Below are 25,563 nucleotides of genomic sequence, written 5' to 3'. Positions count from 1 at the left end.
GTTGACCGTTGTCCGTGATTTCGAACAAGCGCCCCGTCCGTCGGGCGCGCCGCCGCACCACGTGCCACGCCTGCCGACGCGCCCACCGCACATGACCCCCAGAGCCGCGGAGTGTCCATGCCACGCACCACCCGCAACCGCCTGAGGCTCGGCCTCGGAGCAAGCGCTTTCCTCCTGGCTGTCGCCGCCGTCCCCGCCGTCCCCGCCCCCGCCCGGGCCGCGGACGCCACCGACTACACCCTCACCGTCGACCCCGCCGCCAAGGGTGCGAAGATCGACGACACGATGTACGGCGTCTTCTTCGAGGACATCAACCGGGCCGCGGACGGCGGCCTGTACGCCGAACTCGTGCAGAACCGGTCCTTCGAGTACTCCACCGTCGACAACCGGTCCTACACCCCGCTGACCTCCTGGACGGTCTCCGGCTCGGCGAACGTCGTGAACGACGCGGGCCGGCTCAACGACCGCAACCGCAACTACCTCTCCCTGGACGCCGGTTCGGCCGTCACCAACGCCGGCTACAACACCGGCGTCCACGTCGAGCAGGGCAAGACGTACGACTTCTCGGTCTGGGCCCGCGCCGAGAGCGGCACGACCCTGACGGTGTCCCTCCAGGACGCCGACGGCACCCTGGCCACCGCCCGCCGGGTTGCCGTGCGCGCCGGCGGCTGGGCGAAGTACCGGGCGGCCTTCACCGCCACCCGTACCGGCGGCGACGGCCGCCTGACCGTCGGCTCCTCCTCCGCAGCCGCGCTCGACATGGTGTCCCTGTTCCCGCGCGACACCTACCGCGGTGAGTCCAACGGCCTGCGCAAGGACCTCGCGGAGAAGGTCGCCGCCCTGCGCCCCGGCTTCGTCCGCTTCCCCGGCGGCTGCCTGGTCAACACCGGCTCGATGCAGGACTACAGCGAGGCCTCCGGCTGGCAGCGCGCCCGCTCCTACCAGTGGAAGGACACGATCGGGCCGGTCGAGGAGCGCGCCACCAACTCCAACTTCTGGGGCTACAACCAGAGCTACGGCCTCGGCTACTACGAGTACTTCCGCTTCGCCGAGGACGTCGGCGCGATGCCGTTGCCCGTCGTCCCGGCCCTGGTGACCGGCTGCGGGCAGAACAAGGCGGTCGTCGACGACGCGCTGCTGAAGCGGCACATCCAGGACACCCTCGACCTGATCGAGTTCGCCAACGGGCCGGTGACCTCGGCCTGGGGCAGGAAGCGCGCCCTGATGGGCCACCCCAAGCCCTTCCACCTCACCCACCTGGAGGTCGGCAACGAGGAGAACCTGCCCGAGGAGTTCTTCGCCCGCTTCACGGAGTTCCGCGCCGCGATCGCGGCGAAGTACCCGGACGTCACGGTGATCTCCAACTCCGGCCCGGACGACTCCGGCACGACCTTCGACACGGCCTGGCGGCTCAACAGGGACGCCGGGGTCGACATGGTCGACGAGCACTACTACAACAGCCCCCAGTGGTTCCTCCAGAACAACGACCGCTACGACTCCTACGACCGCTCCGGCCCGAAGGTCTTCCTCGGCGAGTACGCCTCCTGGGGCAACGCCTTCAAGAACGGCCTCGCCGAGGCCGCCTTCATGACCGGCCTGGAACGCAACGCGGACGTCGTGAAGCTCGCCTCCTACGCCCCGCTGTTCGCCAACGAGGACTACGTCCAGTGGAGCCCCGACCTGGTCTGGTTCAACAACCACGCCTCCTGGAACTCGGCCAACTACGAGGTCCAGAAGCTGTTCATGACCAACGTCGGCGACCGCGTCGTCCCCTCGACGGCCACCGGCACCCCCTCGGTGCAGGGCCCGATCAGCGGCGCCGTCGGCCTCTCCACCTGGGCGACCACGGCGGCGTACGACGACGTGAAGGTCACGGACGCGGACGGCGCCACGCTGCTGAGCGACGACTTCTCGGGCGACGCCGGGCAGTGGACGCACACCGGCGGCGGCAGCTGGACGCTCCAGGACGGCCAGTACGTGCAGGGTGACGTCGCGGCCGAGAACACCATGGTCTCGGCCGGTGACACGGGCTGGCACGACTACGACCTGCACGTGAAGGCCACCAAGAAGTCCGGCAAGGAGGGCTTCCTCGTCGCCTTCGGTGTCAAGGACACCGGCACCTACTACTGGTGGAACCTGGGCGGCTGGAACAACACCACCAGCGCCGTCGAGCAGGCCGTGGACGGCGGCAAGTCGACGCTGGTCTCCAAGGCCGGGAGCATCGAGACGGGCCGCGCCTACGACATCGACATCAAGGTGCGCGGCCGCCAGGTCACCCTCTACCTGGACGGCCAGGAGTGGGGCGGCTTCACCGACGACAAGCCGGCCGAGCCCTTCCGCCAGGTCGTCACCGAGGACCGGCGGACCGGCGACCTGATCGTCAAGGTCGTCAACGCCCAGTCCGCGGACGCCCGCACGGCGATCGACCTCGGCGGCGCCAGGGTCGCGTCGAAGGCCCGGGTGACCACGCTGGCCGCGGCCCCGGACGCGGTCAACACGGAGACGGAGACCCCGGTCGCGCCGGTGGCCTCCACCTTCACCGGGGTCGCCGACCGGTTCACGTACACCTTCCCGGCCCAATCGATCACCTTCCTGCGGATCAGGCAGAAGTAGCCGCCGGACCGGAGCGGGCGCCCTCCACGGGGGGCGCCCGCTCCTCACGGTGCGCGCGCGGGCGTTTGCCCGCACGCTGGAGGTTAGGCAGACCTAAGTTTTCGGGTACGGATGGTTCCGGAGCCCCTCCGGGCCCCTGAATGGATTGCATAAACGTGCAGCGAAACGTATAGTCATGCCGTCCAGAAGGAGGAGACCATGGCGGTACGTGCGGCAGTGGCCGGAGCGAGCGGATACGCGGGCGGCGAGGTGCTGCGCCTGCTCCTCGCGCACCCCGAGGTCGAGATCGGCACCCTCACCGGACATTCGAACGCGGGCCAGAAGCTCGGCGCGCTCCAGCCGCACCTGTTCCCGCTGGCCGACCGCGTCCTCGTGGAGACCACCGCCGAGGCGCTCGCCGGACACGACGTCGTCTTCCTCGCCCTCCCGCACGGCCAGTCCGCCGCCGTCGCCGAACAGCTCGGCCCGGACGTCCTCGTCATCGACATGGGCGCCGACTTCCGGCTCGAGAACCCGGCCGACTGGGAGCGCTTCTACGGCTCCCCGCACGCCGGCACCTGGCCCTACGGACTCCCCGAACTCCCCGGCGCCCGCGCCGCGCTCACCGGATCCAGGCGCATCGCGGTCCCCGGCTGCTACCCCACGGCCGTCTCCCTCGCACTCTGCCCGGCCTACGCGGCGGGACTGGCCGAGAACGAGGCCGTGATCGTCGCCGCCTCCGGCACCTCCGGCGCGGGCAAGGCCCCCAAGGCCCACCTGCTGGGCTCGGAGGTCATGGGCTCCATGTCGCCGTACGGCGTCGGCGGCGGTCACCGGCACACGCCCGAGATGATCCAGAACCTCAGCGCGGCCGCCGGCGAGCGGGTCGCCGTCTCCTTCACGCCGACCCTGGCGCCGATGCCCCGCGGCATCCTCGCCACGTGCAGCGCCGCCGCGAAGGACGGCGTGACGGCCGAGTCCCTGCGCGCCGCCTACGAGAAGGCCTACGCCGACGAGCCGTTCGTCCACCTGCTCCCCGACGGCCAGTGGCCCGCCACCGGATCCGTCCACGGTTCCAACGCCGTTCAGGTGCAGGTCGCGTACGACGCGGCCGTGGGCCGGATCATCGTCATCAGCGCCATCGACAATCTGACCAAGGGCACCGCGGGCGGTGCCGTCCAGAGCATGAACATCGCCCTCGGACTCCCCGAGGAGCTGGGTCTTCCCACGATCGGAGTCGCACCGTGAGCGTCACGGCAGCCAAGGGATTCACGGCGGCGGGCATCGCCGCCGGGATCAAGGAGAACGGCAACCCGGACCTGGCCCTGGTGGTCAACACGGGTCCGCGCCGCGCCGCCGCCGGCGTCTTCACCTCCAACCGTGTGAAGGCCGCGCCGGTCCAGTGGTCCGAGCAGGTCCTCAGGAGCGGCCAGGTCTCCGCCGTCGTCCTCAACTCCGGCGGCGCCAACGCCTGTACGGGCCCCAAGGGCTTCCAGGACACCCACGCGACCGCCGAGAAGGTCGCCGAGGTGCTCGGCCGGGGCGCCATCGAGGTCGCCGTCTGCTCCACCGGCCTCATCGGCGTGCTCCTGCCCATGGACCGACTGCTCTCGGGTGTCGAGACCGCCGCGGCCGCCCTGAGCGAGCACGGCGGCGAGAAGGCCGCCATCGCCATCAAGACGACCGACACCGTCCACAAGACGTCCGTGGTCCAGGGCGACGGCTGGACCGTCGGCGGCATGGCCAAGGGCGCAGGCATGCTCGCCCCCGGCCTCGCCACCATGCTGGTCGTCCTGACCACCGACGCCGACCTCGACGCCGAGACCCTGGACCGGGCGCTGCGCGCCGCCACCAAGGTCACCTTCGACCGGGTCGACTCCGACGGCTGCATGTCCACCAACGACACCGTGCTCCTGCTCGCCTCCGGCGCCTCAGCGGTCACCCCGGAGTACGAGGAGTTCGCGGCGGCCGTACGGACCGTCTGCGACGACCTCGGCCAGCAGCTGATCCGCGACGCCGAGGGCGCCGGCAAGGACATCAGGATCGAGGTCGTGAACGCGGCGACCGAGGACGACGCCGTCGAGGTGGGCCGCTCCATCGCCCGCAACAACCTCCTCAAGTGCGCCATCCACGGCGAGGACCCCAACTGGGGCCGCGTCCTCTCCGCGATCGGCACGACGAAGGCCGCCTTCGAGCCCGACCTGCTGAACGTCGCCATCAACGGCGTCTGGGTGTGCAAGAACGGCGGCGTCGGCGAGGACCGCGACAAGGTCGACATGCGCTACCGCGAGGTGCACATCGTCGCCGACTTGGCCGCCGGCGCCGAGACGGCCACCATCTGGACCAACGACCTCACCGCCGACTACGTCCACGAGAACAGCGCGTACTCGTCATGAGCACTACTCGCAAGCACACCGCCCTGCCCAAGGCGCAGATCCTCATCGAGGCCCTGCCCTGGCTGACCCGGCACAACGGCAAGACCGTCGTCATCAAGTTCGGCGGCAACGCCATGATCGACGAGGACCTGAAGGCCGCCTTCGCCCAGGACGTCGTCTTCCTGCACCACGCCGGCCTCAAGCCCGTCGTCGTGCACGGCGGCGGCCCGCAGATCAGTGCCGCGCTGGACCAGGCCGGCATCGTCAGCGAGTTCAGGGCCGGCCTGCGCGTCACCACCGAGGACGCCATGGACGTCGTCCGCATGGTGCTCGCCGGACAGGTCCAGCGCGAGCTGGTGGGACTGCTCAACCAGCACGGGCCGCTCGCCGTCGGACTGACCGGCGAGGACGCGCACACCATCACCGCCACCAAGCACCGGCCCGAGATCGACGGCGAACGGGTCGACATCGGACGAGTCGGCGAGATCACCGCCATCGACACCGGCGCGATCGAGGCCCTGCTCGCCGACGGCCGCATCCCGGTCGTCTCGTCGATCGCCCGCAGCCAGGACGACGGGCACGTCTACAACGTCAACGCCGACACGGCGGCCGCGGCACTCGCCGCCGCGCTGGGCGCCGAGACCCTCATGGTCCTCACCGACGTCGAGGGCCTCTACGAGGACTGGCCCGACAGCGACGAGGTGATCAGCCGCCTCACCGCGTCCCAGCTGGAGAAGCTGCTGCCGGAGCTGAGCGCCGGCATGGTCCCGAAGATGCAGGGCTGCCTGCACGCCGTGCGCGGCGGCGTGACCACCGCCCGGGTCATCGACGGGCGCGTCCAGCACTCGATCCTGCTGGAGATCTTCACCGACGAAGGCATCGGCACGATGGTCGTGGCCGACGAGGCCTCGTCCGACGAGAACGAGGGGGAGCCGTCATGAGCAACCAGGAACTGACCGAGCGGTGGCAGGGCGCGCTCATGAACAACTACGGCACCCCGAGGATCCCGCTCGTCCGCGGCGAGGGCGCCCGGCTGTGGGACGCCGACGGCAAGGAGTACCTCGACTTCGTCGGCGGTATCGCGGTCAACGCCCTCGGCCACGCCCACCCGGCGATCGTGGCCGCCGTCAGCACCCAGATCGCCGCCCTGGGTCATGTCTCCAACCTCTTCATCGCCGAACCGCCCGTCGCTCTCGCCGAACGGCTGCTGCACCACTTCGGCCGGGACGGCAAGGTCTACTTCTGCAACTCCGGCGCCGAGGCCAACGAGGGCGCCTTCAAGATCGGCCGGCTCACCGGGCGGACCCACATGGTCGCCACACAGGGCGGCTTCCACGGCCGCACCATGGGCGCGCTGGCGCTGACCGGCCAGCCGGCCAAGCAGGAGCCCTTCCTGCCGCTGCCCGGGGACGTCACCCACGTCCCGTACGGCGACGCGCAGGCGCTGGCGGCCGCGGTGACCGAGGAGACCGCGCTCGTCGTCATCGAGCCGATCCAGGGCGAGAACGGGGTCGTGGTGCCCCCGGCCGGCTATCTCAAGGCCGCCCGGGCGATCACCGCCGCCACCGGGTCGCTGCTGGTCCTGGACGAGGTGCAGACCGGCATCGGCCGGACCGGCCAGTGGTTCGAGTACCAGGCCCACGAGGGCGTTCTGCCGGACGTCGTGACCCTGGCCAAGGGGCTCGGCGGCGGGCTGCCGCTCGGCGCCACCGTCGCCTTCGGGCGGGCCGCCGACCTGCTCCGCCCCGGCCACCACGGCACCACCTTCGGCGGCAACCCGGTCGCCTGCGCCGCCGGCCTCGCCGTTCTCGACACCATCGAGAACGAGGGGTTGCTGGAGAACGTCAAGCGGCAGAGCGAGAAGTTGCGGGACGGAATCGACGGTCTGGGCCATCCGTTGATCGATTATGTCCGGGGGGCGGGTCTTCTCCTGGGTATCGTGCTCACCGAGCCGCTCGCGCCCCAGGTGCAGCGGGTGGCTCAGGAGGCCGGTTTCCTCGTGAACGCGCCCGCCCCCGACGTCGTCCGGCTGATGCCGCCGCTGAACCTCGGCGACGACGCGGTGGAGGCGTTCCTGGGGGCACTGCCCGGCATCCTCCAGGCAGTGGGCGGGGACGGACGATCCGGGGAATGAGACGACGATGAGCCAGGCGCAGGACCATGAGCAGTCGGGGGCGAACGGGCCTGCCGTGCCGCAGACCCGCACCGCCCGGCACCGCAGGATCGTGGACATCCTCAACCGGCAACCGGTGCGTTCGCAGAGCCAGCTGGCGAAACTGCTCGCCGACGACGGGCTGAGCGTGACCCAGGCGACCCTGTCGCGGGATCTGGACGAGCTGAACGCGGTGAAGATCCGCAACACCGACGGCGACCTGATCTACGCGGTGCCGAGCGAGGGGGGTTTCCGTACCCCCCGCGCTCCGCTGGGGGAGTCGGCGAAGGAGGAGCGGATGCGGCGGCTCTCGCAGGAGCTGCTGATCTCCGCGGAGGCCTCGGCGAATCTCGTGGTCCTGCGCACTCCGCCGGGCGCGGCCCAGTTCCTGGCCTCGGCGATCGACCAGGCCGAGCTGCACGACATCCTGGGGACGATCGCCGGCGACGACACCTTGCTGCTGATCAGCCGGGATCCCACGGGTGGGCAGGCGCTGGCCGACCATCTGCTGCGGCTGGCCCAGAACGGGCACTGAGACGAGAGGGCCGGGGGGTCCGCCGGTCGCGGGGCGCCGGGGGAACGCCGGAGCGCGGGGGCCGGGTGCGGCTCCCCGCGCGCCTTCGGTTTCGGCTCAGCCCAGCCGACGGGCCAGCCCGCCGGTGCACCGCACCTCGTCCCCGGCGGTGATCAGCAGCGCCTCGACGTCCGGCAGCGACTCCAGCCACGCCAGCGCCTGACGCGACCCCATCGCGAACGCGGCCGTGGCCCAGCAGTCCGCCCAGGTCAGCCGGGGCGTCACCACGGTCACGGCGACCAGGTCGGTGACCGCGGAGCGGCCCGTGCGGGGGTCGACGATGTGCGAGCCCCGCTCCGCCGTGCCGGAGGTCGCCACCGCCAGCTCGTCCGCGCCCGCCGCCGACACCACCGCCGCCAGCCCACCGGGCCGCAGCGGGTCCGACACCCCGACGCGCCAGGGCCGGGCCGGACCGGGGACGCCCAGCAGCTGCACATCGCCGCCGCCGTTGACGCTGACCCCGCTCACCCCGGCCACGCCGCCGATCAGCCGCGCCGCGCGCTCCGCGGCCCAGCCCTTGACGATCCCGGTCGGGTCGAGCCGGCCCTCGTAGCGCATGCTGAACCAGCCGTCGCTCGTCCGCTCCGCCTCGGCGCCCAGAGCCAGCACCTGTGCCACCTCGGGATCGCACTCCTCGACGGTCAGCTCGCCCCGCTGCATCCGGGAGACCTGGCTGTCCTCGCGGTAGGTGCTGAACACCTCGTTGACGCGGTGCAGGGAGGCGACCGCCTCGTCCAGTGCCGCGCGCACCGCCGCCGGATCCCCGCCGCGGACGTCGAAGGAGAACACGGTCCCCATGACCTCCTCCGCGTGACGCACCGCGGCGGGAGCTGCTGCCGACTCGGCCACCGTGTCAGACACCGGCCTGGTCCAGCGCCGACTGGAGGGATTCCTTGTAGCCGCCGCTCGTGTAGGTGGCGCCGGACACCGCGTCGATGTCCGCGCTGCCGGCCGCCACGGCCGCCTGGTTCAGCTTCGGTACGGCGTTCCCGCTGATCTGGTCGCTCTGCCCGCCCTTGGGCTGCTGGACCGCCTCCGCCTTGGTGATCTTGCCGCCGGCGACGGTGATCCGGACCTGGACGGGGCCGTAGTCCGTCTGGACCGCGTCCCCCGTGAAGGTGCCGGACGCCTGGGCGCTCCCGCTCCCGGAGTCCTGCGAACCGGCGTCCTGCGAGCCGGCGTCCTCGGCCCCGGCCTCCGGGGACTGGGAGGCCTGCGCCCCGGACTCCTGGGCGGAACCGGCGCTGGCGTTCGCCTTGTCGATGGCGGACTGGAGGGACTTCTTGTAGCCCTCGCTGGTGTAGGTGGCGCCGGACACCGTGTCGATGTCCGGGCTCTGCTTGGTGACGACGTCCTGGTTCAGCTTGGGGACGGCGTCGCCGGTGATCTTGTCGCTCTGCCCGCCCTTGGGCTGCTGGACCGTCTCCGACTTGGTGATCCGGTTTTCCTTGACGGTGATCCGGACCTGGATCGCCCCGTACTGGGTGTCGGTCGCGTCCCCGGTGAACACCCCGGTGACCGGGGCGGCGGCGCCGCCCTGGGAGGCACCCGCGCCGGCGTTCGCCTGGTCGATGGCGGACTGGAGGGACTTCTTGTAGCCCTCGGTGGTGTACGTCGCCCCGGACACCGTGTCGATGTTGGAGCCGTTCGCGGTGACCGCGGCCTGGTTGAGCTTGGGGACGGCGTTCGCGGTGATCTGGTCGCTCTGGCCGCCCTTGGGCGCCTGCACCGTCTCCGCCTTGGTGATCTTGCCGGCGGCGAGGGTGACCCGCACCTGGACGGTCCCGTACTGGGTGTCCACGGCCTCACCGGTGTAGGTGCCGGTCGCGGCCGCCGCGGCCCCGGCCTGGGCGGCGCCCTGCTGTGCCGCGCCCGTCGCCTGCGAGTCCGGGTCGGAGCCCGGCTTCAGGGTCAGCAGCAGCACGATTCCGGACACGGTCGCGGCGGTGGCGAGCATGACACGCCGCAGGGGGTGACTCTTCCTCATCTTTTCCAGAACTCCTGATTCGCGCTGATGGCTGGGGTTGCCGTGGTCGTGGTCGTCCCGTCGCTCACATCTCGAACGACTCGTGATGGATGCGGCGGGCCGGTACCCCGGCGTCGCGGAGTGCCTCGTACACGCCTTGGGCGAAGCCGTTCGGCCCGCACATGAAGACGTCGTGATCGTCGATGTCGGGGATCTTCCGCTGGAGGGACTCCGCCGAGATGTCGGGGCGCTCCCCCTCGGGGCTGTTGACCGCGTACATCAGCCGCGCCCCGCGCTCGTCGGCGATCTTCGCCAGCTCGTCCCAGAGGGCCAGGTCCTGGGTGCTGTTGGCCCGGTAGAGCAGGGTGATGTCACCGGGCGCGCCCGGCAGCGTCTCGAACAGCGTCCGCATCGGGGTGATGCCCACGCCACCGGCCACCAGCAGCACCTTGCCGCGGCTGCGCCGGGACGCGGTCATCGCGCCGTAGGGACCCTCGGCCCACACCTTGGTGCCGGGCCGCAGCTCGCGCAGCGCGGCGGTGTGGTCGCCGATCGCCTTGACCGTGATCCGCAGCAGCTCGGGGCGGGGGTTCGCGGACAGCGAGTACGGGTGGGAGCTGAAGCGCATCCCCGGCGCGAGGAACCGCCACCGGAAGAACTGTCCGGCCTCCGCGCCGATCCGGTGCAGCTTGCGGCCGCCGATCAGCACCGACACGATGCCGGGCGTCTCCTCGATGACCGCCTCGACGTACATGCGGTGACGGAGGTTGAGCCGGATCGGGGTGAGGATGCGGTACCAGATCACGACCGCGGTGACCGAGCCGTAGAGCGCGTACCAGAACGTCTTGGCGGTCGGCTCGACGGCGAACTCGTTGCCGGTGGTGATCTGGTGCCAGAACGTCAGGTACACCGCCGCGTACGTCATCAGGTGCACGTGGTACCAGGTGTCGTACGGCATCAGGCGCCGGACCGGGCCGATCGACACCAGCCCGATGACCACCAGCAGACCGGTGCCGATCGCCGCCTTGCCCATGTCGGGCAGCTGGTTCACGGAGTCGATCGTCTGCTGGACGATGTCGCCGAGCGACTTGCCGGCCTGGAGCGCGTATCCCCACATGATGAGGAAGACATGCGCGAGGGTCAGGCTGAGCGTGTAGCGTCCGGACATCGCGTGCCAGCGGGCGACCCGGTCGGAACCGACCCGCCGCTCCAGCGCCGGCACGCGCGCCATCTGGAGGACCACGAGCGCCATCAGATAGCCGGCGAGCAGGCCGGTGATGCGTCCCGCCTGGAGAATCCTTCCGTTGTTGTCCGAGATGGCCGGGGTGTTCGCCCACCACAGCCACAGCACGCCCGCCGCGCCCGCCCATACAGCAAGCAACAACGGGACGGCCGGTGACCGGCGCGGGCGGATGCGGCGCAACGTCTGGCGGCGGGCGGCACGTCCGCCTGCGATCGTGGTGGTCACGGTTCCTCCGGGGACTTGACCCTTGGCCCTCAGATACGTGGCCCGACCGCCGAGTGTTCAGTTTCCCGCAGAGTCCTCTGCGGAGGTGCGTGACCGCCGGTAACCCCAGGCAGGCCGACCACTCGACCGGCCCCGGTCATGGGCCCGCTGACGGATGTTCAGGCCGCGGACGGCGGTGGCGGCGAGGGGCAAGTGCGTACGAAAGCGTGGAATTCCGGAAATCCGGAATCCCTGAAACAGGGAAGCCCCGGAAAACCGGATACACGGAAGCCCGGAAACACGGAAGCCCGGAAGCACGGAAAAGGCGTGCGCGTGTGCGCACGCCGCGGCGGCCGCCCCGGCCGGCGTTTCCTCGGGGCGGCCGCCGCACCTGTCACGTCACTGGTTCAACGTGCAGGCGGCCAGGGCCTCCAGGCCCTGCGGCTTGGTGCCGGCCCGGCCGATGGAGATGGCGATGCGGTCGATCGTGGACACACGCTTGTCCTTCAGCGGGCCGAGGATCGCGTTCTGGACGAAGTTCGGACCGCCCTGGCCGACCGTGTTCTGCAGACGCGTGTTGGCCTCGCCGATCTGGGTCTGGAGCAGGGCGAGGTTGCGGTCGACCTCGGCCTGCGCGGTCGCGGGGATCGCCGGGAGCTGCGAGGCGACGTCCGGGCAGGTGATCGTGCCGGCGGCGCCCGCCTCGGCGCCGGTGTCCTCGCCCGTGTCCGCCGCGCCCTCGCCGGCGCCCTCGGCGGCGGTCTCCTCCGCACCGGGCGTGGCCTCGGCCCCGGCGCCGGCATCGGCGCCCGCCTCGGCCTCCTCGCCGGTGTCCACCACGCCGCCCGCGTCGAGCGTGCAGGGCGCGAGGGCCTCCAGGCCCTGCGGCTTGTCCGCGGTCCGGCCGATGGCGGTGGCGATACGGTTGACGGTGGCGATCCGCTTGTCCTCCAGGGGGCCGAGGATCGCGTTCTGCACGAAGTTCGGCCCGCCCTGGCCGACGGTGTCGATCAGCCGCTGGTTGGCCTCGTCGATCTGGGTCTGGAGCAGGGCGAGGTTGCGGTCGACCTCGGCCTGTGCGGACGCCGGGATCGCGGGGAGCTGCGAGGTGACGTCCGGGCAGGTGATCGTGCCGGGGCTGGCCAGCGTGGTGGCGTTGGTGGCGCCGCTGTCGGACGACTCCCCGGCCAGGGCCGTGTTCACGACGACCGCACCGGTCAGAGCCACTGCGGCGGCGCCGCCGATGATCGCCACACGACGCTTGTTGTACTTCGGAAGAGCCCTGGACATGGGGATGCCTCACTTGGGTCAGGAGTGGGTGTCTCAACGCGGCGCCAGCGTTCAGCGGTGAGTACGGGAAAGCGGTTGCTGTTGTTCAAGGCATCTTCAAAATGTCTTCGGAACTCGTCCGGAGGCCCGTCGGATTGACGAATCATGCAGAGGTCTGCATACTCATGCATAACGGTGAGTGCAGCGGTGAGGAGCAACGCAAGTGAGCAGCAACAGCGGTGACGTCCGGCTCTGGGGCGGCCGGTTCGCCGACGGTCCCGCCGAGGCCCTGGCCAAGCTGTCCGCGTCCGTCCACTTCGACTGGCGGCTCGCGCCCTACGACATCGCCGGTTCACGTGCCCACGCGCGTGTGCTGCACAAGGCGGGACTGCTCACCGAGGACGAGCTGACCCGGATGATCGCCGGGCTCGACGCGCTGGAGGCGGACGTCGCCGACGGCTCCTTCGTGGGCACGATCGCCGACGAGGACGTCCACACCGCCCTGGAGCGAGGCCTCCTGGAGCGCCTCGGCGCCGACCTCGGCGGCAAGCTGCGGGCCGGCCGCTCGCGCAACGACCAGGTCGCGACCCTCTTCCGGATGTACCTGCGCGACCACGCCCGGATCGTCGGCGGCCTGATCGCCGAGCTCCAGGACGCCCTGATCGGCCTGGCGGAGGCCCACCCGGACGTGGCGATGCCCGGCCGCACCCACCTCCAGCACGCCCAGCCGGTGCTCTTCGCCCACCACGTCCTCGCGCACGTCCAGTCCCTCTCCCGGGACGCCGAGCGGCTGCGCCAGTGGGACGAGCGCACGGCCGTCTCCCCCTACGGCTCCGGCGCGCTCGCCGGCAGCAGCCTCGGCCTGGACCCGGAGGCGGTCGCCGAGGACCTCGGCTTCGAGCACGGCAGCGTCGGCAACTCCATCGACGGCACGGCCTCCCGCGACTTCGTCGCCGAGTTCGCCTTCATCACCGCGATGATCGGGGTGAACCTCTCCCGGATCTCCGAGGAGATCATCATCTGGAACACGAAGGAGTTCTCCTTCGTGACCCTGCACGACGCCTTCTCCACGGGCTCGTCGATCATGCCGCAGAAGAAGAACCCCGACATCGCCGAGCTGGCGCGCGGCAAGAGCGGCCGTCTCATCGGTAACCTGACCGGTCTCATGGCCACCCTCAAGGCGCTGCCCCTCGCCTACAACCGTGACCTCCAGGAGGACAAGGAGCCGGTCTTCGACTCCTGCGACCAGCTCGAAGTCCTCCTCCCCGCCTTCACCGGCATGGTCGCCACCCTCACCGTCCACCGCGAGCGCATGGAGGAACTGGCCCCGGCCGGCTTCTCCCTCGCCACCGACATCGCCGAGTGGCTGGTCAAGCAGGGCGTGCCGTTCCGGGTGGCGCACGAGGTGGCCGGCGAGTGCGTGAAGGCCGCCGAGGCCGAGGGCAAGGAGCTGGACGAGCTGACCGACGAGCAGTTCGCGAAGATCTCCGCCCACCTCACCCCCGAGGTCCGCTCGGTCCTCAACGTCCCCGGTGCCCTCGCCTCCCGCGACGGCCGCGGCGGCACCGCCCCCAGCGCGGTCGCCGTGCAGCTCACCGAGGTCAAGGCGGACGTCGCGGCGCAGCACGCGTGGGCCACCGCGAAGCACAAGAAGTAGGCGGGAAGCAGAAGCGACACCGGCACGCGCGCGGGAGGGCCGAGGCGGCTCCCCGCGCGCGTGCCGCTCGTGCCGGGCCCGCGCTCGTGCCGGGCCCGCGCGCGTGTCGCCTCCCGAGCCCCGCAGGCGTGAACCACCCCCATCGCGGTTACGTTGGTCATGAGCCGTCAGGAGCCGACCGAACGGAGCTCGCGATGCCCTTCGCCCGCCTCGCCTCAGCGACGACCCCCACCTGCCACCTGGGCCTGGGCCTCGCCGCCGTCGGCCGACCCGGCTACATCAACCTCGGGCGCGACCAGGACCTCGGCACCGACCGGGGTGTCGACGCCCTCCGCGCCCGTACCCACGAACTCCTCGACGCCGCCTACGCCCAGGGCGTCCGCTACTTCGACGTGGCCCGCTCCTACGGCCGCTCCGAGGAGTTCCTCGCGGGCTGGCTGAAGGCCCGGTCCGACGTCGACGACATCGTCGTGGGCAGCAAGTGGGGCTACACCTACACCGCCGACTGGACCACCGACGCCGAGCGGCACGAGGTCAAGGACCACAGCCTGCGGACCTACGAGCGGCAGCGCGCCGAGACGGCCGAACTGCTCGGCGACCGGCTCGACCTCTACCAGATCCACTCGGTGACCCCGGACAGCCCGGCCCTCACCGACAAGGAACTCCACGCCAGGCTGGCGGAGGCCGCCGCCGAGGGCCTCACCGTCGGGTTCTCCACCAGCGGCCCGGCCCAGGCCGACGCGATCCGGGCGGCCCTCGCCGTCGCGGTCGACGGCGAACCCCTCTTCCGTACCGTCCAGTCGACGTACAACGTCCTGGAGACCTCGGCCGGACCCGCCCTCGCCGAGGCCCACGACGCCGGTCTCACGGTGATCGTGAAGGAGGGCATGGCCAACGGACGCCTCGCCGGCCCCCACGCGCCGGACGCCCTGAAGGCGATGGCGGCGGACACCGGGCTCGGCAGTGACGCCGTCGCCCTCGCGCTGGTCCTGCGGCAGCCGTGGGCGGGGGTGGTCCTCTCGGGTGCCGCGACGACCGCCCAGCTCGCCTCCAACCTGCACGCGGCGGTCGTCGACCTGGACGAGGACCGGCTGGACCGGCTGGCCGCCCTCGTGGAGGACCCGCACGCGTACTGGGACCGGCGCGGCAGCCTGCCCTGGCACTGACGGGCCGAGCACGACGGCACCCCGTACGCCACCCCGTTACGCCATCCCGTACATACGCACGCCCCAGCGGTGAGTCGTCGATGCCTGACATGAGACACGAGTGTCTCATGTGGGGTATCCTTGTCTCATGGCTGTCGACCGTGACCACGTCCTGCGCAGCGCCGCCGCGCTGCTGACCCGCAGAGCCACCGCGACCATGGACGAGGTCGCCAAGGCCGCCGGGATCAGCCGCGCGACGCTGCACCGGCACTTCGCGGGCCGCGACGCGCTGGTCCGCGCGCTGGAGGCGCTCGGCATAGCGGAGTGCGAGGGCGCGCTGGACGCGGCCCGGCTGGACGAGGGCCCGGCGCGGGACGCCGTACGGCGGCTCGTCGAGGAGATCGAACCGGCCGCGGGACTGCTCGCCTTCCTCTACACCGAGAACCAGCTGTTCGAGGGCGAGGCGCAGAACGAGGGCTGGGCCCACATCGACGACCGCATCGCCACCCTGTTCCGGCGCGGTCAGTCGAGCGGCGAGTTCCGTATCGACCTCACCCCGGCCTGGCTCACCGAAGCGCTCTACGGCCTGCTGGCCTCCGGCGCCTGGGCGGTCTCCGAGGGCCGGGTGGCCCGCAAGGACTTCACGCACATGATCGTCGAGCTGCTGCTCGGCGGCGCACTACGGAGAGAGGAATCATGACCAGCACCCTGCCGGCGACCACGTCCGAGGCGGTGAGGCGCCCCGACCGCTGGCTCGCGCTCGCCGTTCTCGTGCTCGCCGTGCTGCTGGTGGCCGTCGACGCGACCGTCCTCGGCCTTGCTACCCCCTACATCAGCGAGGACCTCGCGCCCTCCGGTACCCAGCTGCTCTGGATCGGCGACGTCTACTCCTTCGTGATCGCCGGTCTGCTCGTCTCGATGGGCAGCCTCGGCGACCGCATCGGCCGTAAGCGGATCCTGCTCGTCGGCGCCGCGGCCTTCGGACTCATATCGGTCCTCAACGCCTACGCCACGACACCGGAGATGATGATCGCGGCGCGGGCCCTGCTCGGCGTGGCCGGGGCGACCCTCATGCCCGCCACCCTCGCCCTGATCCGCAACCTGTTCCACGACCCGCGCGAGCGCAGCCTCGCGGTGGGCATCTGGGGCGCGACGGCCTCCGCGGGCACGGCCGTGGGCCCCATCGTCGGCGGTTTCCTCCTGGAGCACTTCTGGTGGGGCTCGGTCTTCCTCATCAACCTGCCCGTGATGATCGTGCTCGTCGTCGTCGGCGTGAGGACGCTGCCCGAGTCCAGGAACCCGAACCCGGGCCCCTGGGACCTCGCCAGCGTGGCGCTGTCGCTGGTCGGCATGATCACCGTCGTGTACGCGGTCAAGGAAGCCGCGAGCCACGGCCCGACCTGGGAGTCGCTGACGGCGGGCCTGCTCGGCGGCGCCGCCCTGTACGGCTTCGTCCGCCGGCAGCTCACGCTCCCCACGCCGCTGCTGGACATGCGCCTGTTCCGCAGGCGCGGCTTCGGCGGGGCGGTGCTGGCCGACCTGCTGACCGTCCTCGGTATGTCGGGACTGGTGTTCTTCCTGTCCCAGTACCTGCAACTGGTCCAGGGCAGGAGGCCCCTGGAGGCCGGTCTGGCCGAACTGCCCGCCGCCGTCGGCGCGGTGGTGGCCGGACTGATCGCCGGCCGGGTGGCCCGCCGCCACTCGGTACGGGCCGTGGTCTCCGGCGGCCTCGCCGCGATCGGCCTGGCGCTGGCCCTGCTGACGACGATCGGCCCGACCACCGGCTACCCGGTGCTGGGCGTGGCCCTGCTGGCGGTCGGTGTGGGCGCCGGTTTCTCCTTCACGGTGACCTCCGACGTCATCCTCTCGTCCGTCCCCAAGGATCAGGCGGGAGCGGCGTCCGCGGTCTCCGAGACGGCGTACGAACTCGGCGCGGCCCTCGGTATCGCCGTGCTCGGCTCGATCGTGACGGGCGTCTACCGGGACTTCCCGTCCCCTGCGGGCACCCCGGAAGGGGCGCACGAGTCACTGGGCGGCGCGGTGGAGGCGGCGGGTCACATGCCGGCGGCCGCGGCCGAGGACATGCTGTCGTCGGCGCGCGAGGCGTTCGTCGACGGCCTGGGCGTGGCCTCCGGAGTGGGCGCGGCGGTCCTGCTGGCGACGGCGGTGGCGGCGTGGTTCCTGCTCAGGGACCAGCGCCTGGAGAACGCCGGGTAGGGTCCGCGGCGGCCCGGGGCGCGGGGAACCGCGCGCACCGGCAGACCGGGACCCGCCCCCCGGAGGACCTGCCCTCCGGGGGACCTGCCCTCCGGGGGACCCGCCCTCCGGAGGGCCGTCGACCGCCGCAGGGGTTACGCGGCCTTGGCCTTCGTGGCGTACATGTCCACGTACTCCTGCCCGGACAGCCGCATCACCTCGGTCATCACGGAGTCCGTGACGGCCCGCAGCACGTACCGGTCCCGGTCCATCCCCTCGTACCGGGAGAACTCCATCGCCTCACCGAACCGCACGGTGACGCGTCCCGGGCGGGGCATCCCCGCCCCGCCCGGCTGCAGCTTGTCCGTACCGATCATCGCGAACGGCACGACCGGCGCCCCGGTCATCAGCGTCAGCCGGGCGATACCGGTCCGCCCGCGGTACAGGCGGCCGTCGGGCGAGCGGGTCCCCTCGGGGTAGATCCCGAAGACCTTGCCGTCCTCCAGGATCCGCCGCCCGGTCATCAGCGCGGCCACTCCGCCGCGACCGCCGTCGCGGTCGACCGGGATCATGCCGACGCCGGTGAAGAACCAGGCCATCAGCCGGCCCTTGAGGCTCTTGCCGGTGACGTACTCGTCCTTGCCGATGAAGAAGACCTGCCGGTCGCAGACGAGCGGCAGGATCATCGAGTCGATGAACGTGAGGTGATTGCCGGCCAGAATGACCGGTCCGTCGCCTGGGATGTGCTCCGCGCCCTCGACCCGGGGGCGGAACATCAGGCGCATGACCGGTCCGAGCACTGCCTTGATGAGCGCGAAGCGGGACAACGGGCCCTCCGATGCCAAGGGAAAACGGTATGAGTCTGTGCAGGTGAGGACGATACTCGCGGCCCCCGGGCTGACGCACATCGGGTTCACCGAGGCCTTACGCACTATTGACGTACGTTTACCTGTACGGCCGCATCGAGGCCCGCCCGTCACCTGGGTGGAACGGTGGGAACGACAGCGTGAAACGCGTGCTCCGGCGGCCGACGGCCGCTGCGGGAGCCGCGCCGCGGGCAGGGCCGCGCGACGCGCCCGCCTGCCGTGCCCGGGGCTCCAGGAGCCCGGAACCCCGCGCGGGCCGCGACGGCCACAGCCGGTACCGTCCGCGTTCCCGTTTCCGCCGCGGCCAATCCGACGACCCGTCACGAAGTCGTACGGGACACGCCATCCACCGTCACCCCCGTGTTGGGACCGAGGTCTCCCGACGGTCATGTCCACGACCCTACGATCGGGCCGCACGGACGAGCCGACGGCAGGAGGCCCCGCTATGGGTACGCAGGACACACAGGAGTCGAACCAGCAGGCGAGCGCGAGCGGCACCGGACGACGGGCGCTGCTCGGCGCGGCCGTGCTCGGCGCCGCCGGAGGTGTCCTCGGCCTGTCGGGCACGGCGAGAGCCGACGAGGCACGGCACGGCGGACGCGGCGGCCTGGCGGGCCTCCCGGTTCCGACGATCATCGGTCACCGCGGCGCCAGCGGTTACCGCCCCGAGCACACCCTCGGCTCCTACCAGCTCGCCCTCGACCTCGGCGCCGACATCGTCGAGGCCGGCGACCTGGTCCCCACCAAGGACGGTCACCTCGTCTGCCGTCACGAGCCGGAGATCGGCGGCACGACGGACGTCGCCGACCACCCCGAGTTCGCCGGCCGCAGGACCACCAAGGTGCTGGACGGCGTCGCGACCACCGGCTGGTTCACCGAGGACTTCACGCTCGCCGAGCTGAAGACCCTGCGCGCCGTCGAGCGCATCCCGGCCAACCGCCCGCACAACACCCTCTACAACGGCCGCTGGGAGATCCCCACCTTCGAGGAGGTCCTGGCGTGGCAGGACGAGCAGACCCGTAGGCGGGGCAAGCAGGTCTGGATCTACCCCGAGACCAAGCACCCCACCTACTTCCGCAAGCTCGGCCTCGGCCTGGAGGAGCGGGTGGCCAAGCTGCTGCACAAGCACGGCAAGGACCGGAAGAACTCGCCGGTCGTCGTCCAGTCCTTCGAGCCGACCAGCATCCAGCGCCTGAACAAGCTGATCGCCAACCCGCTGGTGGTGCTCCTGTCCTCGGCGAGCTCCCGGCCCTGGGACTTCGTCGAGACGGGCGACCCGCGGACCGTCGCCGACCTGGTCACCCGGGCCGGCCTGCGGGAGATCGCCGGCTACGCCCAGGGCATCGGCCCCACCCTCGACCTGGTCGTCCCGAAGGACGCGAACGGCAACCTCACCACCCCCACCACCCTGGTGCGGGACGCCCACGCCGTCGGGCTGATCCTGCATCCGTACACCCTGCGCAACGAGAACCCCTTCCTTCCCGCGAACTTCCGCAAGGGCACGGACGCGGACGCGTACGGCGACGTCTTCGGCGCCTACCGCGCCTACTTCGCCACCGGGATCGACGGTGTCTTCACCGACAATCCGGACACCGGTCTGCTCGCCCGCGCGGACTTCGTCAACGGCTGATTCCCCGTTGGAGTGACAGTCGGCCGCCCGGGCAACCAGCCGCCCGGGCGGCCGCATCGTGGGGCACATGACGGACGACCTGCTCACCGATCTGCGCCCGCTGCTCGCCGCGGAGGCCTCCGCCGAGGCGCACGCCACCGGGTGCGAACCCGGCGACCTGGAACAGGCGGTCTGGCTCCGCCTCCTGGAGCGCCTCGCCACCGACGGCCCGCCGCACGACCCGCCGGGCTGGCTGCGCCGGGCCGTGCGCGCCGAGGTCCGCCGCATCCGCCGGACGATCCGCCGCGAGCGGCCGTTCGAGACCGATCCCGCCGACGACCGCGACCACGGACCCGAGCCTTCCGCGCTCACCACCGCCCGCCACCGCGCCCTGCGCGAGGCCGTCCACCGCCTGCCCGCCCGGTGCTCCCGGCTCCTCCAGGCGCTCCTCTCGCCCGAGGACCTCACCTACCGGGAGATCGCCGGTGAGTTGGGTATCTCACAGGGCAGTCTCGGACCGGAACGTTCCAGATGTCTGGGATGTCTCCGTCGTTTGCTCACGCCGGAGGTTGCGGCCCGCCAAGTGCGGGGATAGGAGTGAAGGACCATAGGCGATCAGGTGAGCGGGAGGCGTGCGCACATGGGCATGAGCGTGACCATCTCGGTGGCGACCGAGCAGGATGCCGAGCAGATTTTCAGGTTGCAGTACCTGTGCTTCCAGAGCGAAGCCGCGCTGTACGGCAACTACCGCATCGCCCCGCTGGTCCAGACCCTCGACTCGGTCAAGCGGGAACTCGCCGCCGACTGCGTCTTCGTGGCCCGCCTGGGCGACGAGGTGGTCGGCTCGGTACGCGGCAGCATCACCGAGGACGGCGCCGCCTCCATCGGCAAGCTCTGCGTCCACCCCCGCCTCCAGGGCCACGGCATCGGCGCGCGGCTGCTGCGCGCGGCCGAGTCGGCCCTGGCCGCGGAGCGCGGCGCCACGAAGTTCCGCCTCTTCACCGGCCACCGCAGCGAGGGCAACCTCCGCCTCTACCGCCGGGTCGGCTACCAGACCGTCGGCACCTCCCAGGGCACGGACGGCGTACCGATGATCGTGCTGGAGAAGGTGGCCGGGGAGTACGCGGCTACGGCCTAGGCGTACGGGACTTCCGCAGCCAGTACAGGGCCGACAGCGGCAGCAGCACCGGGATGAACACGTACCCCATGCCGTAGTCGGACCAGACCGTCGAGTCGTGGAAGGCCGACGGCTCGATCAGGGTCCACGTCCCCACGACCAGAACGCCCGCGAGCTCGGCGGCGCAGCAGACCTGCGCCGCCCGGCGTGCCGTCTCGCCCCCGCGCACCAGCGAGTACGTGATGAACCCGTACACGACCCCCGCCACCGCCGACAGGGAGTACGACAGCGGCGCCCGGTCGAAGTCCGTGGCGATCTGGTACGCCGAGCGCGACACCGCCCCGACCACCATCACGCCGTAGAACCAGACCAGCACGATGCCGGGCCCGCTGATCAGCCGGGCCGGCTTCTCCTGAACCGCCGTCATCTCAGCCTCCCCAGATGTCATAGAGCCGTACCTCGAGCACGGCGAGGACGACCGCGCCGGCCGCGACCGTCACCGAGCCCCAGCGCGTGCGCTCGGCCAGCGACATGAACCCCGCCGCCGGGATGCAGGCGAAGGCACCCAGCAGATACGCCACGAAGATCGTCGTGCCCTGCTCCGGCTTCTCGCCCCGCGCCAGCTGCACGATCCCGATCACCAGCTGGACCACCGCCAGCAGGGAGACCACGGCCATCCCGATGAAGTGCCAGTCCTTGGTCGGCTGGTCGCGGTAGGCCGCCCAGCCGCACCAGGCGGCGAGCAGCAACGCGGCGACGCCGGTCACCAGCGTCAGGGCATCAAGCATGCAGTGACCTTATTACGCCCTAATCGGCCTCCCGCCGCCGGGCCCGCGCCGGGACGTAGGGTCTAGACCATGACGACGATCCACGCGCAGGCCCTCCTCTTCGACAACGACGGCACCCTGGTCTCCACCCTGGCCTCCGTGGAACGCTGCTGGACGCGCTGGGCGCGGGAGTACGGCATCACCGCCGAGCAGTTCGCCCGCGTCCCGCTGCACGGCCGCACCGCCGTCGAGATCGTCGCCGACCTGCTCCCCGCGGACCGGGTCGCGGAGGCCGTCGCGCGGGTCGAGCAACTGGAGGTGGAGGACGTGCCGAACGGCGGTGTCGCGCTGCTCCCCGGCACCCGGAGCTTCCTCGACGCGCTGCCCGCCGACCGCTGGGCCGTCGTGACGTCCGCCACCCGGCGGCTGGCCGAGGCCCGGCTCGCGGCCGTCGGCATACGGCCGAAGACCCTGCTCACCGCCGACGACGTCACCCGCGGCAAGCCCGACCCCGAGCCCTATCTGCTCGCCGCCCGCGCGCTCGGCGTCGACCCCGCCGCCTGCGTCGTCTTCGAGGACGCCCCGGCCGGGCTCCAAGCCGGCCGCGCCGCCGGGATGACCACCGTGGCGTTGGCCACAACCCACCGGGCCGACGAGCTGCACGCCGACCATGTGGTGACGGACCTGTCCGCCTTGTCCGCGCTGGTCACCGACGGGGGAGTGACGATCTCCGTCCGCGCCTGAGCGAACGCCCCGGCCGTCCACGCGTGTCCAGCATGCGGACAACCGGGGCTCTGTCAGCACCGTAGGTCTGCTTTACTGATGCCCATGACCACGACGAGCAGCCGCACCCTTGCGACCGAGGCGACCATGACGCCCGGTGCTCGTTGTCTGTGTCGAATGTGCGCCTTCTAGAGGGCCCCCGCACCACCGACCGAGCCTCGCGCCCCGAAGCGAGACGCCGTGGCATGTCCGTACGCCGCCCGAGAGCCGTACCGGACGAAAGCCCAGCGCGCACATGATCTCCCCGGTTCCACCGCCACCGCGAGAACTGTGCCGCGCCCCCTGACAGCCTGCACCCGTGCGCCCGGGCCCACCCACGCCCGCGCACTCGACAGTGACGGAAACCCACGTGATCACCACCACGGGCCTGACCAAGATCTATCGGGTCGACCGCTCCCGAGGCCGTGAGGTCACCGCCTTGGACGGCGTCGACCTGCACGTCCGCGAAGGCGAAGTGTTCGGCGTCATCGGCCAGTCCGGCGCCGGCAAGTCCTCGCTGATCCGCTGCGTCAACCTCCTGGAGCGCCCCACCGCCGGCACGGTCACCGTCGCCGGACAGGACCTCACCGCGCTCGCCGGGCGCGGCCCCCGTGCCGGGAAGGCGCTGCGAGAGGCGCGCAGCCGGATCGGCATGGTCTTCCAGCACTTCAACCTGCTCTCCTCGCGGACCGTGCAGGACAACGTCGAACTGCCCCTGGAGATCCTCGGCATCAGCGGGAAGGAACGTTCCCGCAAGGCGCTGGAGCTGCTCGACCTGGTCGGGCTCGCCGACAAGGCGGCCTCCTACCCGGCCCAGCTCTCCGGCGGCCAGAAGCAGCGCGTCGGCATCGCCCGCGCCCTCGCCGGCGACCCCAAGGTGCTCCTCTCCGACGAGGCCACCAGCGCCCTCGACCCCGAGACCACCCGCTCCATCCTCCAGCTGCTGCGCGACCTGAACCGGCAGCTGGGCCTCACCGTCCTGCTCATCACCCACGAGATGGACGTCGTGAAGTCGATCTGCGACTCCGCCGCCCTCATGGAGCGCGGCCGGATCGTCGAGTCCGGCACCGTCAGCGAGCTGCTCGCCACCCCCGGCTCCCAGCTGGCCGCCGCGCTCTTCCCGGTCGGCGGCGAGGCCACCGGCGCCGACCGCACCGTCGTCGACGTCACCTTCCACGGCGAGGCCGCCACCCAGCCGGTCATCTCCCAGCTCTCGCGCACCTACAACATCGACATCTCGATCCTCGGCGCCGCCATCGACACCGTCGGCGGCCTCCAGATCGGCCGGATGCGCATCGAACTGCCCGGCCGCTACGAGGACAACGTCGTGCCCATCGGCTTCCTGCGCGAACAGGGGCTCCAGATCGACATCGTGGGCCAGGAGCCCGCGTCCGTGCTGGTGAAGGAAGGTGCCAAGTGACCTGGTCCGAGATGCAGCCCCTGCTGTCGCAGGCGTGTTGGGACACCCTCTACATGGTCGGCTGGTCCACCGTGATCGCCGTCGCCGGCGGTCTTCCGCTCGGCATCCTGCTGGTCCTCACCGACCGCGGCGGCCTGCTCCAGAACGTCCTCGCCAACAAGGTGATCGGGCAGGTCGTGAACATCGCCCGGTCGATGCCGTTCATCATCCTGATCGTCGCGCTGCTGGGCTTCACCCGCGCGATCACCGGGACGACCATCGGCCGTGAGGCCGCCATCGTGCCGCTCGCCGTCGGCGCCATCCCGTTCTTCGCCCGGCTGGTCGAGACGGCCGTCCGCGAGGTGGACGGCGGACTCGTCGAGGCCGTCCAGGCGATGGGCGGCAACACCTGGACCGTCGTGCGCAAGGTCCTCGTCCCCGAGTCGCTGCCCTCGCTCATCGCCAGCACGACCACCACGATCGTCGCCCTCATCGGCTACTCCGCGATGGCCGGCACGGTCGGCGCCGGCGGTCTCGGCGACATCGCCATCCGCTACGGCTACCAGCGCTTCGAGACCGAACTGATGTGGATCACCGTCGCGATCCTCGCCGTCGTCATCTCGCTCATCCAGTTCGCCGGCGACTACGCGGCCCGCTCCCTGCACCGCCGCGGCGGGAACGCCGGCGCCGCGCCGAAGCTGCGGCTGCTGAAGGCCGCCACGGCCACCGGCAAGGCCGTCTGAGTCACCCCCCCAAGAACTCCCCGCACACCCACAGCGGGGCCGCACCACCCCTAGGAAAGGCACTTTTCGTGCGTAACACCGCCAAGATCACCACCGCCGTCCTCGCCGCCGGAGCCCTCACCCTCGGACTCAGCGCCTGCGGCTCGGACAAGGACTCCGGCAGCACCGACGCGAACGCCACGCTGACCGTCGCGGCCACCCCCACCCCGCAGGGCGAGATCCTCACCTACATCAAGGACAACCTCGCGGCGAAGGCCGGCCTCGAGCTGGAGGTCAAGGAGTTCACCGACTACGTGACCCCCAACACGGCCGTCCAGCAGGGCGAGGTGGACGCCAACTACTTCCAGCACCAGCCGTACCTCACCGACTTCAACAAGAAGAACGGCACCGACATCGTCGCCGTGCCGAACGCGACCGTGCACCTGGAGCCGCTCGGCCTCTACTCCCAGGACGTCAAGAAGCTCGACGACCTGAAGAAGGGCGCCACCGTCGCCCTGCCGAACGACACCACCAACGAGGCCCGCGCGCTGAAGCTGCTGGAGGCCAACGGCCTGATCGAGCTGAAGGACGGCGTCGGCTTCGAGGCCACCCCCAAGGACGTCACCGGCAACCCGAAGAACCTGAAGTTCAAGGAGCTGGAGGCGGCCCAGCTGCCGCGCGCCCTGGCCGACGTCGATGCCGCGGTGATCAACGGCAACTACGCCCTGGAGGCCGACCTCAGCCCGGCGAAGAACGCCCTCGTCGCCGAGTCCGCGACGGACAACCCGTACGCCAACTTCCTCGCCGTGAAGAAGGGCAACGAGGACGACCCGCGCATCGAGAAGCTCGCCAAGCTGCTGACCTCGGCCGACGTCAAGAAGTTCATCGAGGACAAGTACGACGGCGCGGTCGTCGCCGCGTTCTGATCCCGGCCCGGCCGGACACCTC

The 25,563-nt window shown here is 71.3% G+C and carries 24 protein-coding genes; 17 read left to right on the top strand and 7 right to left on the bottom strand.

The features are described from left to right. Positions 1 to 117: 117 nt before the first annotated feature. The 6 genes from IE275_RS12540 (at position 118) to IE275_RS12515 (ending at position 7,654) form a co-directional block, all read left to right on the top strand. Positions 118 to 2,613, top strand: coding sequence for an alpha-L-arabinofuranosidase family protein (locus IE275_RS12540; protein WP_189710907.1), 2,496 nt, complete (start codon positions 118 to 120; stop codon positions 2,611 to 2,613). A 198-nt stretch (positions 2,614 to 2,811) separates the two neighbouring features. Next, positions 2,812 to 3,840, top strand: a complete 1,029-nt coding sequence (argC, locus tag IE275_RS12535) for an N-acetyl-gamma-glutamyl-phosphate reductase (RefSeq protein ID WP_189710905.1) — start codon at positions 2,812 to 2,814, stop codon at positions 3,838 to 3,840. Beyond that, positions 3,837 to 4,988 carry a bifunctional glutamate N-acetyltransferase/amino-acid acetyltransferase ArgJ gene (gene argJ, locus IE275_RS12530; RefSeq protein ID WP_189710903.1) on the top strand — a complete coding sequence of 384 codons (1,152 nt, stop codon included), beginning with the start codon at positions 3,837 to 3,839 and terminating at the stop codon, positions 4,986 to 4,988. Before argC ends, argJ begins: the two co-directional genes overlap by 4 nt. Next, entirely contained in the window at positions 4,985 to 5,908 is a 924-nt protein-coding gene (gene argB / locus IE275_RS12525) for an acetylglutamate kinase (RefSeq protein ID WP_189710901.1), read from the top strand. Before argJ ends, argB begins: the two co-directional genes overlap by 4 nt. Then, positions 5,905 to 7,101 carry an acetylornithine transaminase gene (locus tag IE275_RS12520; RefSeq protein WP_189710899.1) on the top strand — a complete coding sequence of 399 codons (1,197 nt, stop codon included), beginning with the start codon at positions 5,905 to 5,907 and terminating at the stop codon, positions 7,099 to 7,101. Before argB ends, IE275_RS12520 begins: the two co-directional genes overlap by 4 nt. 7 nt (positions 7,102 to 7,108) lie before the next feature. After that, positions 7,109 to 7,654, top strand: coding sequence for an arginine repressor (locus IE275_RS12515; RefSeq protein ID WP_189710897.1), 546 nt, complete (start codon positions 7,109 to 7,111; stop codon positions 7,652 to 7,654). Between the two features lie 96 nt (positions 7,655 to 7,750). On the opposite strand, the gene IE275_RS12510 is transcribed toward IE275_RS12515, so the two are convergent. The 4 genes from IE275_RS12510 to IE275_RS12495 all read right to left on the bottom strand — a co-directional run bounded on the left by IE275_RS12510 (position 7,751) and on the right by IE275_RS12495 (position 12,396). Then, positions 7,751 to 8,554 carry an FAD:protein FMN transferase gene (locus tag IE275_RS12510; RefSeq protein ID WP_229870209.1) on the bottom strand — a complete coding sequence of 268 codons (804 nt, stop codon included), beginning with the start codon at positions 8,552 to 8,554 and terminating at the stop codon, positions 7,751 to 7,753. Then, a complete protein-coding gene (locus tag IE275_RS12505; RefSeq protein WP_189710895.1) occupies positions 8,547 to 9,680 on the bottom strand; it encodes an FMN-binding protein in 1,134 nt (377 codons plus the stop codon). Before IE275_RS12505 ends, IE275_RS12510 begins: the two co-directional genes overlap by 8 nt. 64 nt (positions 9,681 to 9,744) lie before the next feature. After that, a complete protein-coding gene (locus IE275_RS12500; RefSeq protein WP_189710893.1) occupies positions 9,745 to 11,127 on the bottom strand; it encodes a ferredoxin reductase family protein in 1,383 nt (460 codons plus the stop codon). A gap of 378 nt (positions 11,128 to 11,505) precedes the next feature. Next, positions 11,506 to 12,396 carry a hypothetical protein gene (locus IE275_RS12495; RefSeq protein WP_189710891.1) on the bottom strand — a complete coding sequence of 297 codons (891 nt, stop codon included), beginning with the start codon at positions 12,394 to 12,396 and terminating at the stop codon, positions 11,506 to 11,508. 202 nt (positions 12,397 to 12,598) lie between these two features. Here IE275_RS12495 and argH point away from each other — a divergent pair, with 202 nt between their 5' ends. The 4 genes from argH (at position 12,599) to IE275_RS12475 (ending at position 17,394) form a co-directional block, all read left to right on the top strand. Then, positions 12,599 to 14,032 (top strand): argininosuccinate lyase, encoded by a 1,434-nt coding sequence (argH, locus tag IE275_RS12490; RefSeq protein ID WP_189710889.1) that lies wholly within the window; start codon positions 12,599 to 12,601, stop codon positions 14,030 to 14,032. A 194-nt stretch (positions 14,033 to 14,226) separates the two neighbouring features. Further along, entirely contained in the window at positions 14,227 to 15,198 is a 972-nt protein-coding gene (locus IE275_RS12485) for an aldo/keto reductase (RefSeq protein ID WP_189710887.1), read from the top strand. 127 nt (positions 15,199 to 15,325) lie between these two features. After that, the gene (locus IE275_RS12480; RefSeq protein ID WP_189710885.1) at positions 15,326 to 15,877 is read left to right on the top strand and encodes a TetR/AcrR family transcriptional regulator; all 552 of its coding nucleotides are present in this window, start codon (positions 15,326 to 15,328) and stop codon (positions 15,875 to 15,877) included. Then, positions 15,874 to 17,394 (top strand): MFS transporter, encoded by a 1,521-nt coding sequence (locus IE275_RS12475; protein ID WP_189710883.1) that lies wholly within the window; start codon positions 15,874 to 15,876, stop codon positions 17,392 to 17,394. The genes IE275_RS12480 and IE275_RS12475 overlap by 4 nt, the downstream gene beginning before the upstream one ends. Before the next feature lie 134 nt (positions 17,395 to 17,528). On the opposite strand, the gene IE275_RS12470 is transcribed toward IE275_RS12475, so the two are convergent. After that, positions 17,529 to 18,200 carry a lysophospholipid acyltransferase family protein gene (locus tag IE275_RS12470; RefSeq protein WP_189711118.1) on the bottom strand — a complete coding sequence of 224 codons (672 nt, stop codon included), beginning with the start codon at positions 18,198 to 18,200 and terminating at the stop codon, positions 17,529 to 17,531. Between the two features lie 484 nt (positions 18,201 to 18,684). On the opposite strand from IE275_RS12470, the gene IE275_RS12465 reads away from it, so the two are divergent. The 3 genes from IE275_RS12465 (at position 18,685) to IE275_RS12455 (ending at position 20,986) form a co-directional block, all read left to right on the top strand. Further along, the gene (locus tag IE275_RS12465) at positions 18,685 to 19,869 is read left to right on the top strand and encodes a glycerophosphodiester phosphodiesterase (protein ID WP_189710881.1); all 1,185 of its coding nucleotides are present in this window, start codon (positions 18,685 to 18,687) and stop codon (positions 19,867 to 19,869) included. Positions 19,870 to 19,936: 67 nt separating this feature from the next. Next, positions 19,937 to 20,443 (top strand): sigma-70 family RNA polymerase sigma factor, encoded by a 507-nt coding sequence (locus IE275_RS12460; protein WP_189710879.1) that lies wholly within the window; start codon positions 19,937 to 19,939, stop codon positions 20,441 to 20,443. 45 nt (positions 20,444 to 20,488) lie between these two features. Then, a complete protein-coding gene (locus IE275_RS12455) occupies positions 20,489 to 20,986 on the top strand; it encodes a GNAT family N-acetyltransferase (RefSeq protein ID WP_189710877.1) in 498 nt (165 codons plus the stop codon). Here IE275_RS12455 and IE275_RS12450 read toward each other — a convergent pair. After that, positions 20,976 to 21,392: a hypothetical protein gene (locus IE275_RS12450; protein ID WP_189710875.1), complete on the bottom strand. Its 417-nt coding sequence runs from the start codon at positions 21,390 to 21,392 to the stop codon at positions 20,976 to 20,978. The two genes, IE275_RS12455 and IE275_RS12450, sit on opposite strands and share 11 nt — an antisense overlap. 1 nt (position 21,393) lies before the next feature. After that, positions 21,394 to 21,753 (bottom strand): hypothetical protein, encoded by a 360-nt coding sequence (locus tag IE275_RS12445; RefSeq protein ID WP_189710873.1) that lies wholly within the window; start codon positions 21,751 to 21,753, stop codon positions 21,394 to 21,396. A 69-nt stretch (positions 21,754 to 21,822) separates the two neighbouring features. On the opposite strand from IE275_RS12445, the gene IE275_RS12440 reads away from it, so the two are divergent. From IE275_RS12440 to IE275_RS12425, 4 genes are all read left to right on the top strand, one after another. Next, a complete protein-coding gene (locus tag IE275_RS12440) occupies positions 21,823 to 22,476 on the top strand; it encodes an HAD family hydrolase (protein ID WP_189710871.1) in 654 nt (217 codons plus the stop codon). Between the two features lie 388 nt (positions 22,477 to 22,864). Further along, a complete protein-coding gene (locus tag IE275_RS12435) occupies positions 22,865 to 23,914 on the top strand; it encodes a methionine ABC transporter ATP-binding protein (RefSeq protein ID WP_189710869.1) in 1,050 nt (349 codons plus the stop codon). Then, the gene (locus IE275_RS12430; RefSeq protein ID WP_189710867.1) at positions 23,911 to 24,636 is read left to right on the top strand and encodes a methionine ABC transporter permease; all 726 of its coding nucleotides are present in this window, start codon (positions 23,911 to 23,913) and stop codon (positions 24,634 to 24,636) included. The genes IE275_RS12435 and IE275_RS12430 overlap by 4 nt, the downstream gene beginning before the upstream one ends. A 68-nt stretch (positions 24,637 to 24,704) precedes the next feature. After that, the gene (locus tag IE275_RS12425; protein WP_189710865.1) at positions 24,705 to 25,541 is read left to right on the top strand and encodes a MetQ/NlpA family ABC transporter substrate-binding protein; all 837 of its coding nucleotides are present in this window, start codon (positions 24,705 to 24,707) and stop codon (positions 25,539 to 25,541) included. The last annotated feature ends 22 nt before the right edge of the window (positions 25,542 to 25,563 follow it).

The sequence above is a fragment of the Streptomyces phaeofaciens genome, assembly GCF_014648915.1.
GTDB lineage: Bacteria > Actinomycetota > Actinomycetes > Streptomycetales > Streptomycetaceae > Streptomyces > Streptomyces phaeofaciens.
The sequence above is the reverse complement of the archived record's forward strand: the minus strand, read 5'-3'. Positions and strand labels throughout refer to the sequence as shown.

Bases quoted from the DNA above. Each gene is read 5' to 3' on its own strand.
- IE275_RS12540 (WP_189710907.1), top strand. From the start codon at position 118: ATGCCACGCACCACCCGCAACCGCCTGAGGCTCGGCCTCGGAGCAAGC.
- argC (WP_189710905.1), top strand. From the start codon at position 2,812: ATGGCGGTACGTGCGGCAGTGGCCGGAGCGAGCGGATACGCGGGCGGC.
- argB (WP_189710901.1), top strand. From the start codon at position 4,985: ATGAGCACTACTCGCAAGCACACCGCCCTGCCCAAGGCGCAGATCCTC.
- IE275_RS12520 (WP_189710899.1), top strand. From the start codon at position 5,905: ATGAGCAACCAGGAACTGACCGAGCGGTGGCAGGGCGCGCTCATGAAC.
- IE275_RS12515 (WP_189710897.1), top strand. From the start codon at position 7,109: ATGAGCCAGGCGCAGGACCATGAGCAGTCGGGGGCGAACGGGCCTGCC.
- IE275_RS12505 (WP_189710895.1), bottom strand. From the start codon at position 9,680: ATGAGGAAGAGTCACCCCCTGCGGCGTGTCATGCTCGCCACCGCCGCG.
- IE275_RS12495 (WP_189710891.1), bottom strand. From the start codon at position 12,396: ATGTCCAGGGCTCTTCCGAAGTACAACAAGCGTCGTGTGGCGATCATC.
- IE275_RS12485 (WP_189710887.1), top strand. From the start codon at position 14,227: ATGCCCTTCGCCCGCCTCGCCTCAGCGACGACCCCCACCTGCCACCTG.
- IE275_RS12480 (WP_189710885.1), top strand. From the start codon at position 15,326: ATGGCTGTCGACCGTGACCACGTCCTGCGCAGCGCCGCCGCGCTGCTG.
- IE275_RS12475 (WP_189710883.1), top strand. From the start codon at position 15,874: ATGACCAGCACCCTGCCGGCGACCACGTCCGAGGCGGTGAGGCGCCCC.
- IE275_RS12465 (WP_189710881.1), top strand. From the start codon at position 18,685: ATGGGTACGCAGGACACACAGGAGTCGAACCAGCAGGCGAGCGCGAGC.
- IE275_RS12460 (WP_189710879.1), top strand. From the start codon at position 19,937: ATGACGGACGACCTGCTCACCGATCTGCGCCCGCTGCTCGCCGCGGAG.
- IE275_RS12455 (WP_189710877.1), top strand. From the start codon at position 20,489: ATGGGCATGAGCGTGACCATCTCGGTGGCGACCGAGCAGGATGCCGAG.
- IE275_RS12450 (WP_189710875.1), bottom strand. From the start codon at position 21,392: ATGACGGCGGTTCAGGAGAAGCCGGCCCGGCTGATCAGCGGGCCCGGC.
- IE275_RS12445 (WP_189710873.1), bottom strand. From the start codon at position 21,753: ATGCTTGATGCCCTGACGCTGGTGACCGGCGTCGCCGCGTTGCTGCTC.
- IE275_RS12440 (WP_189710871.1), top strand. From the start codon at position 21,823: ATGACGACGATCCACGCGCAGGCCCTCCTCTTCGACAACGACGGCACC.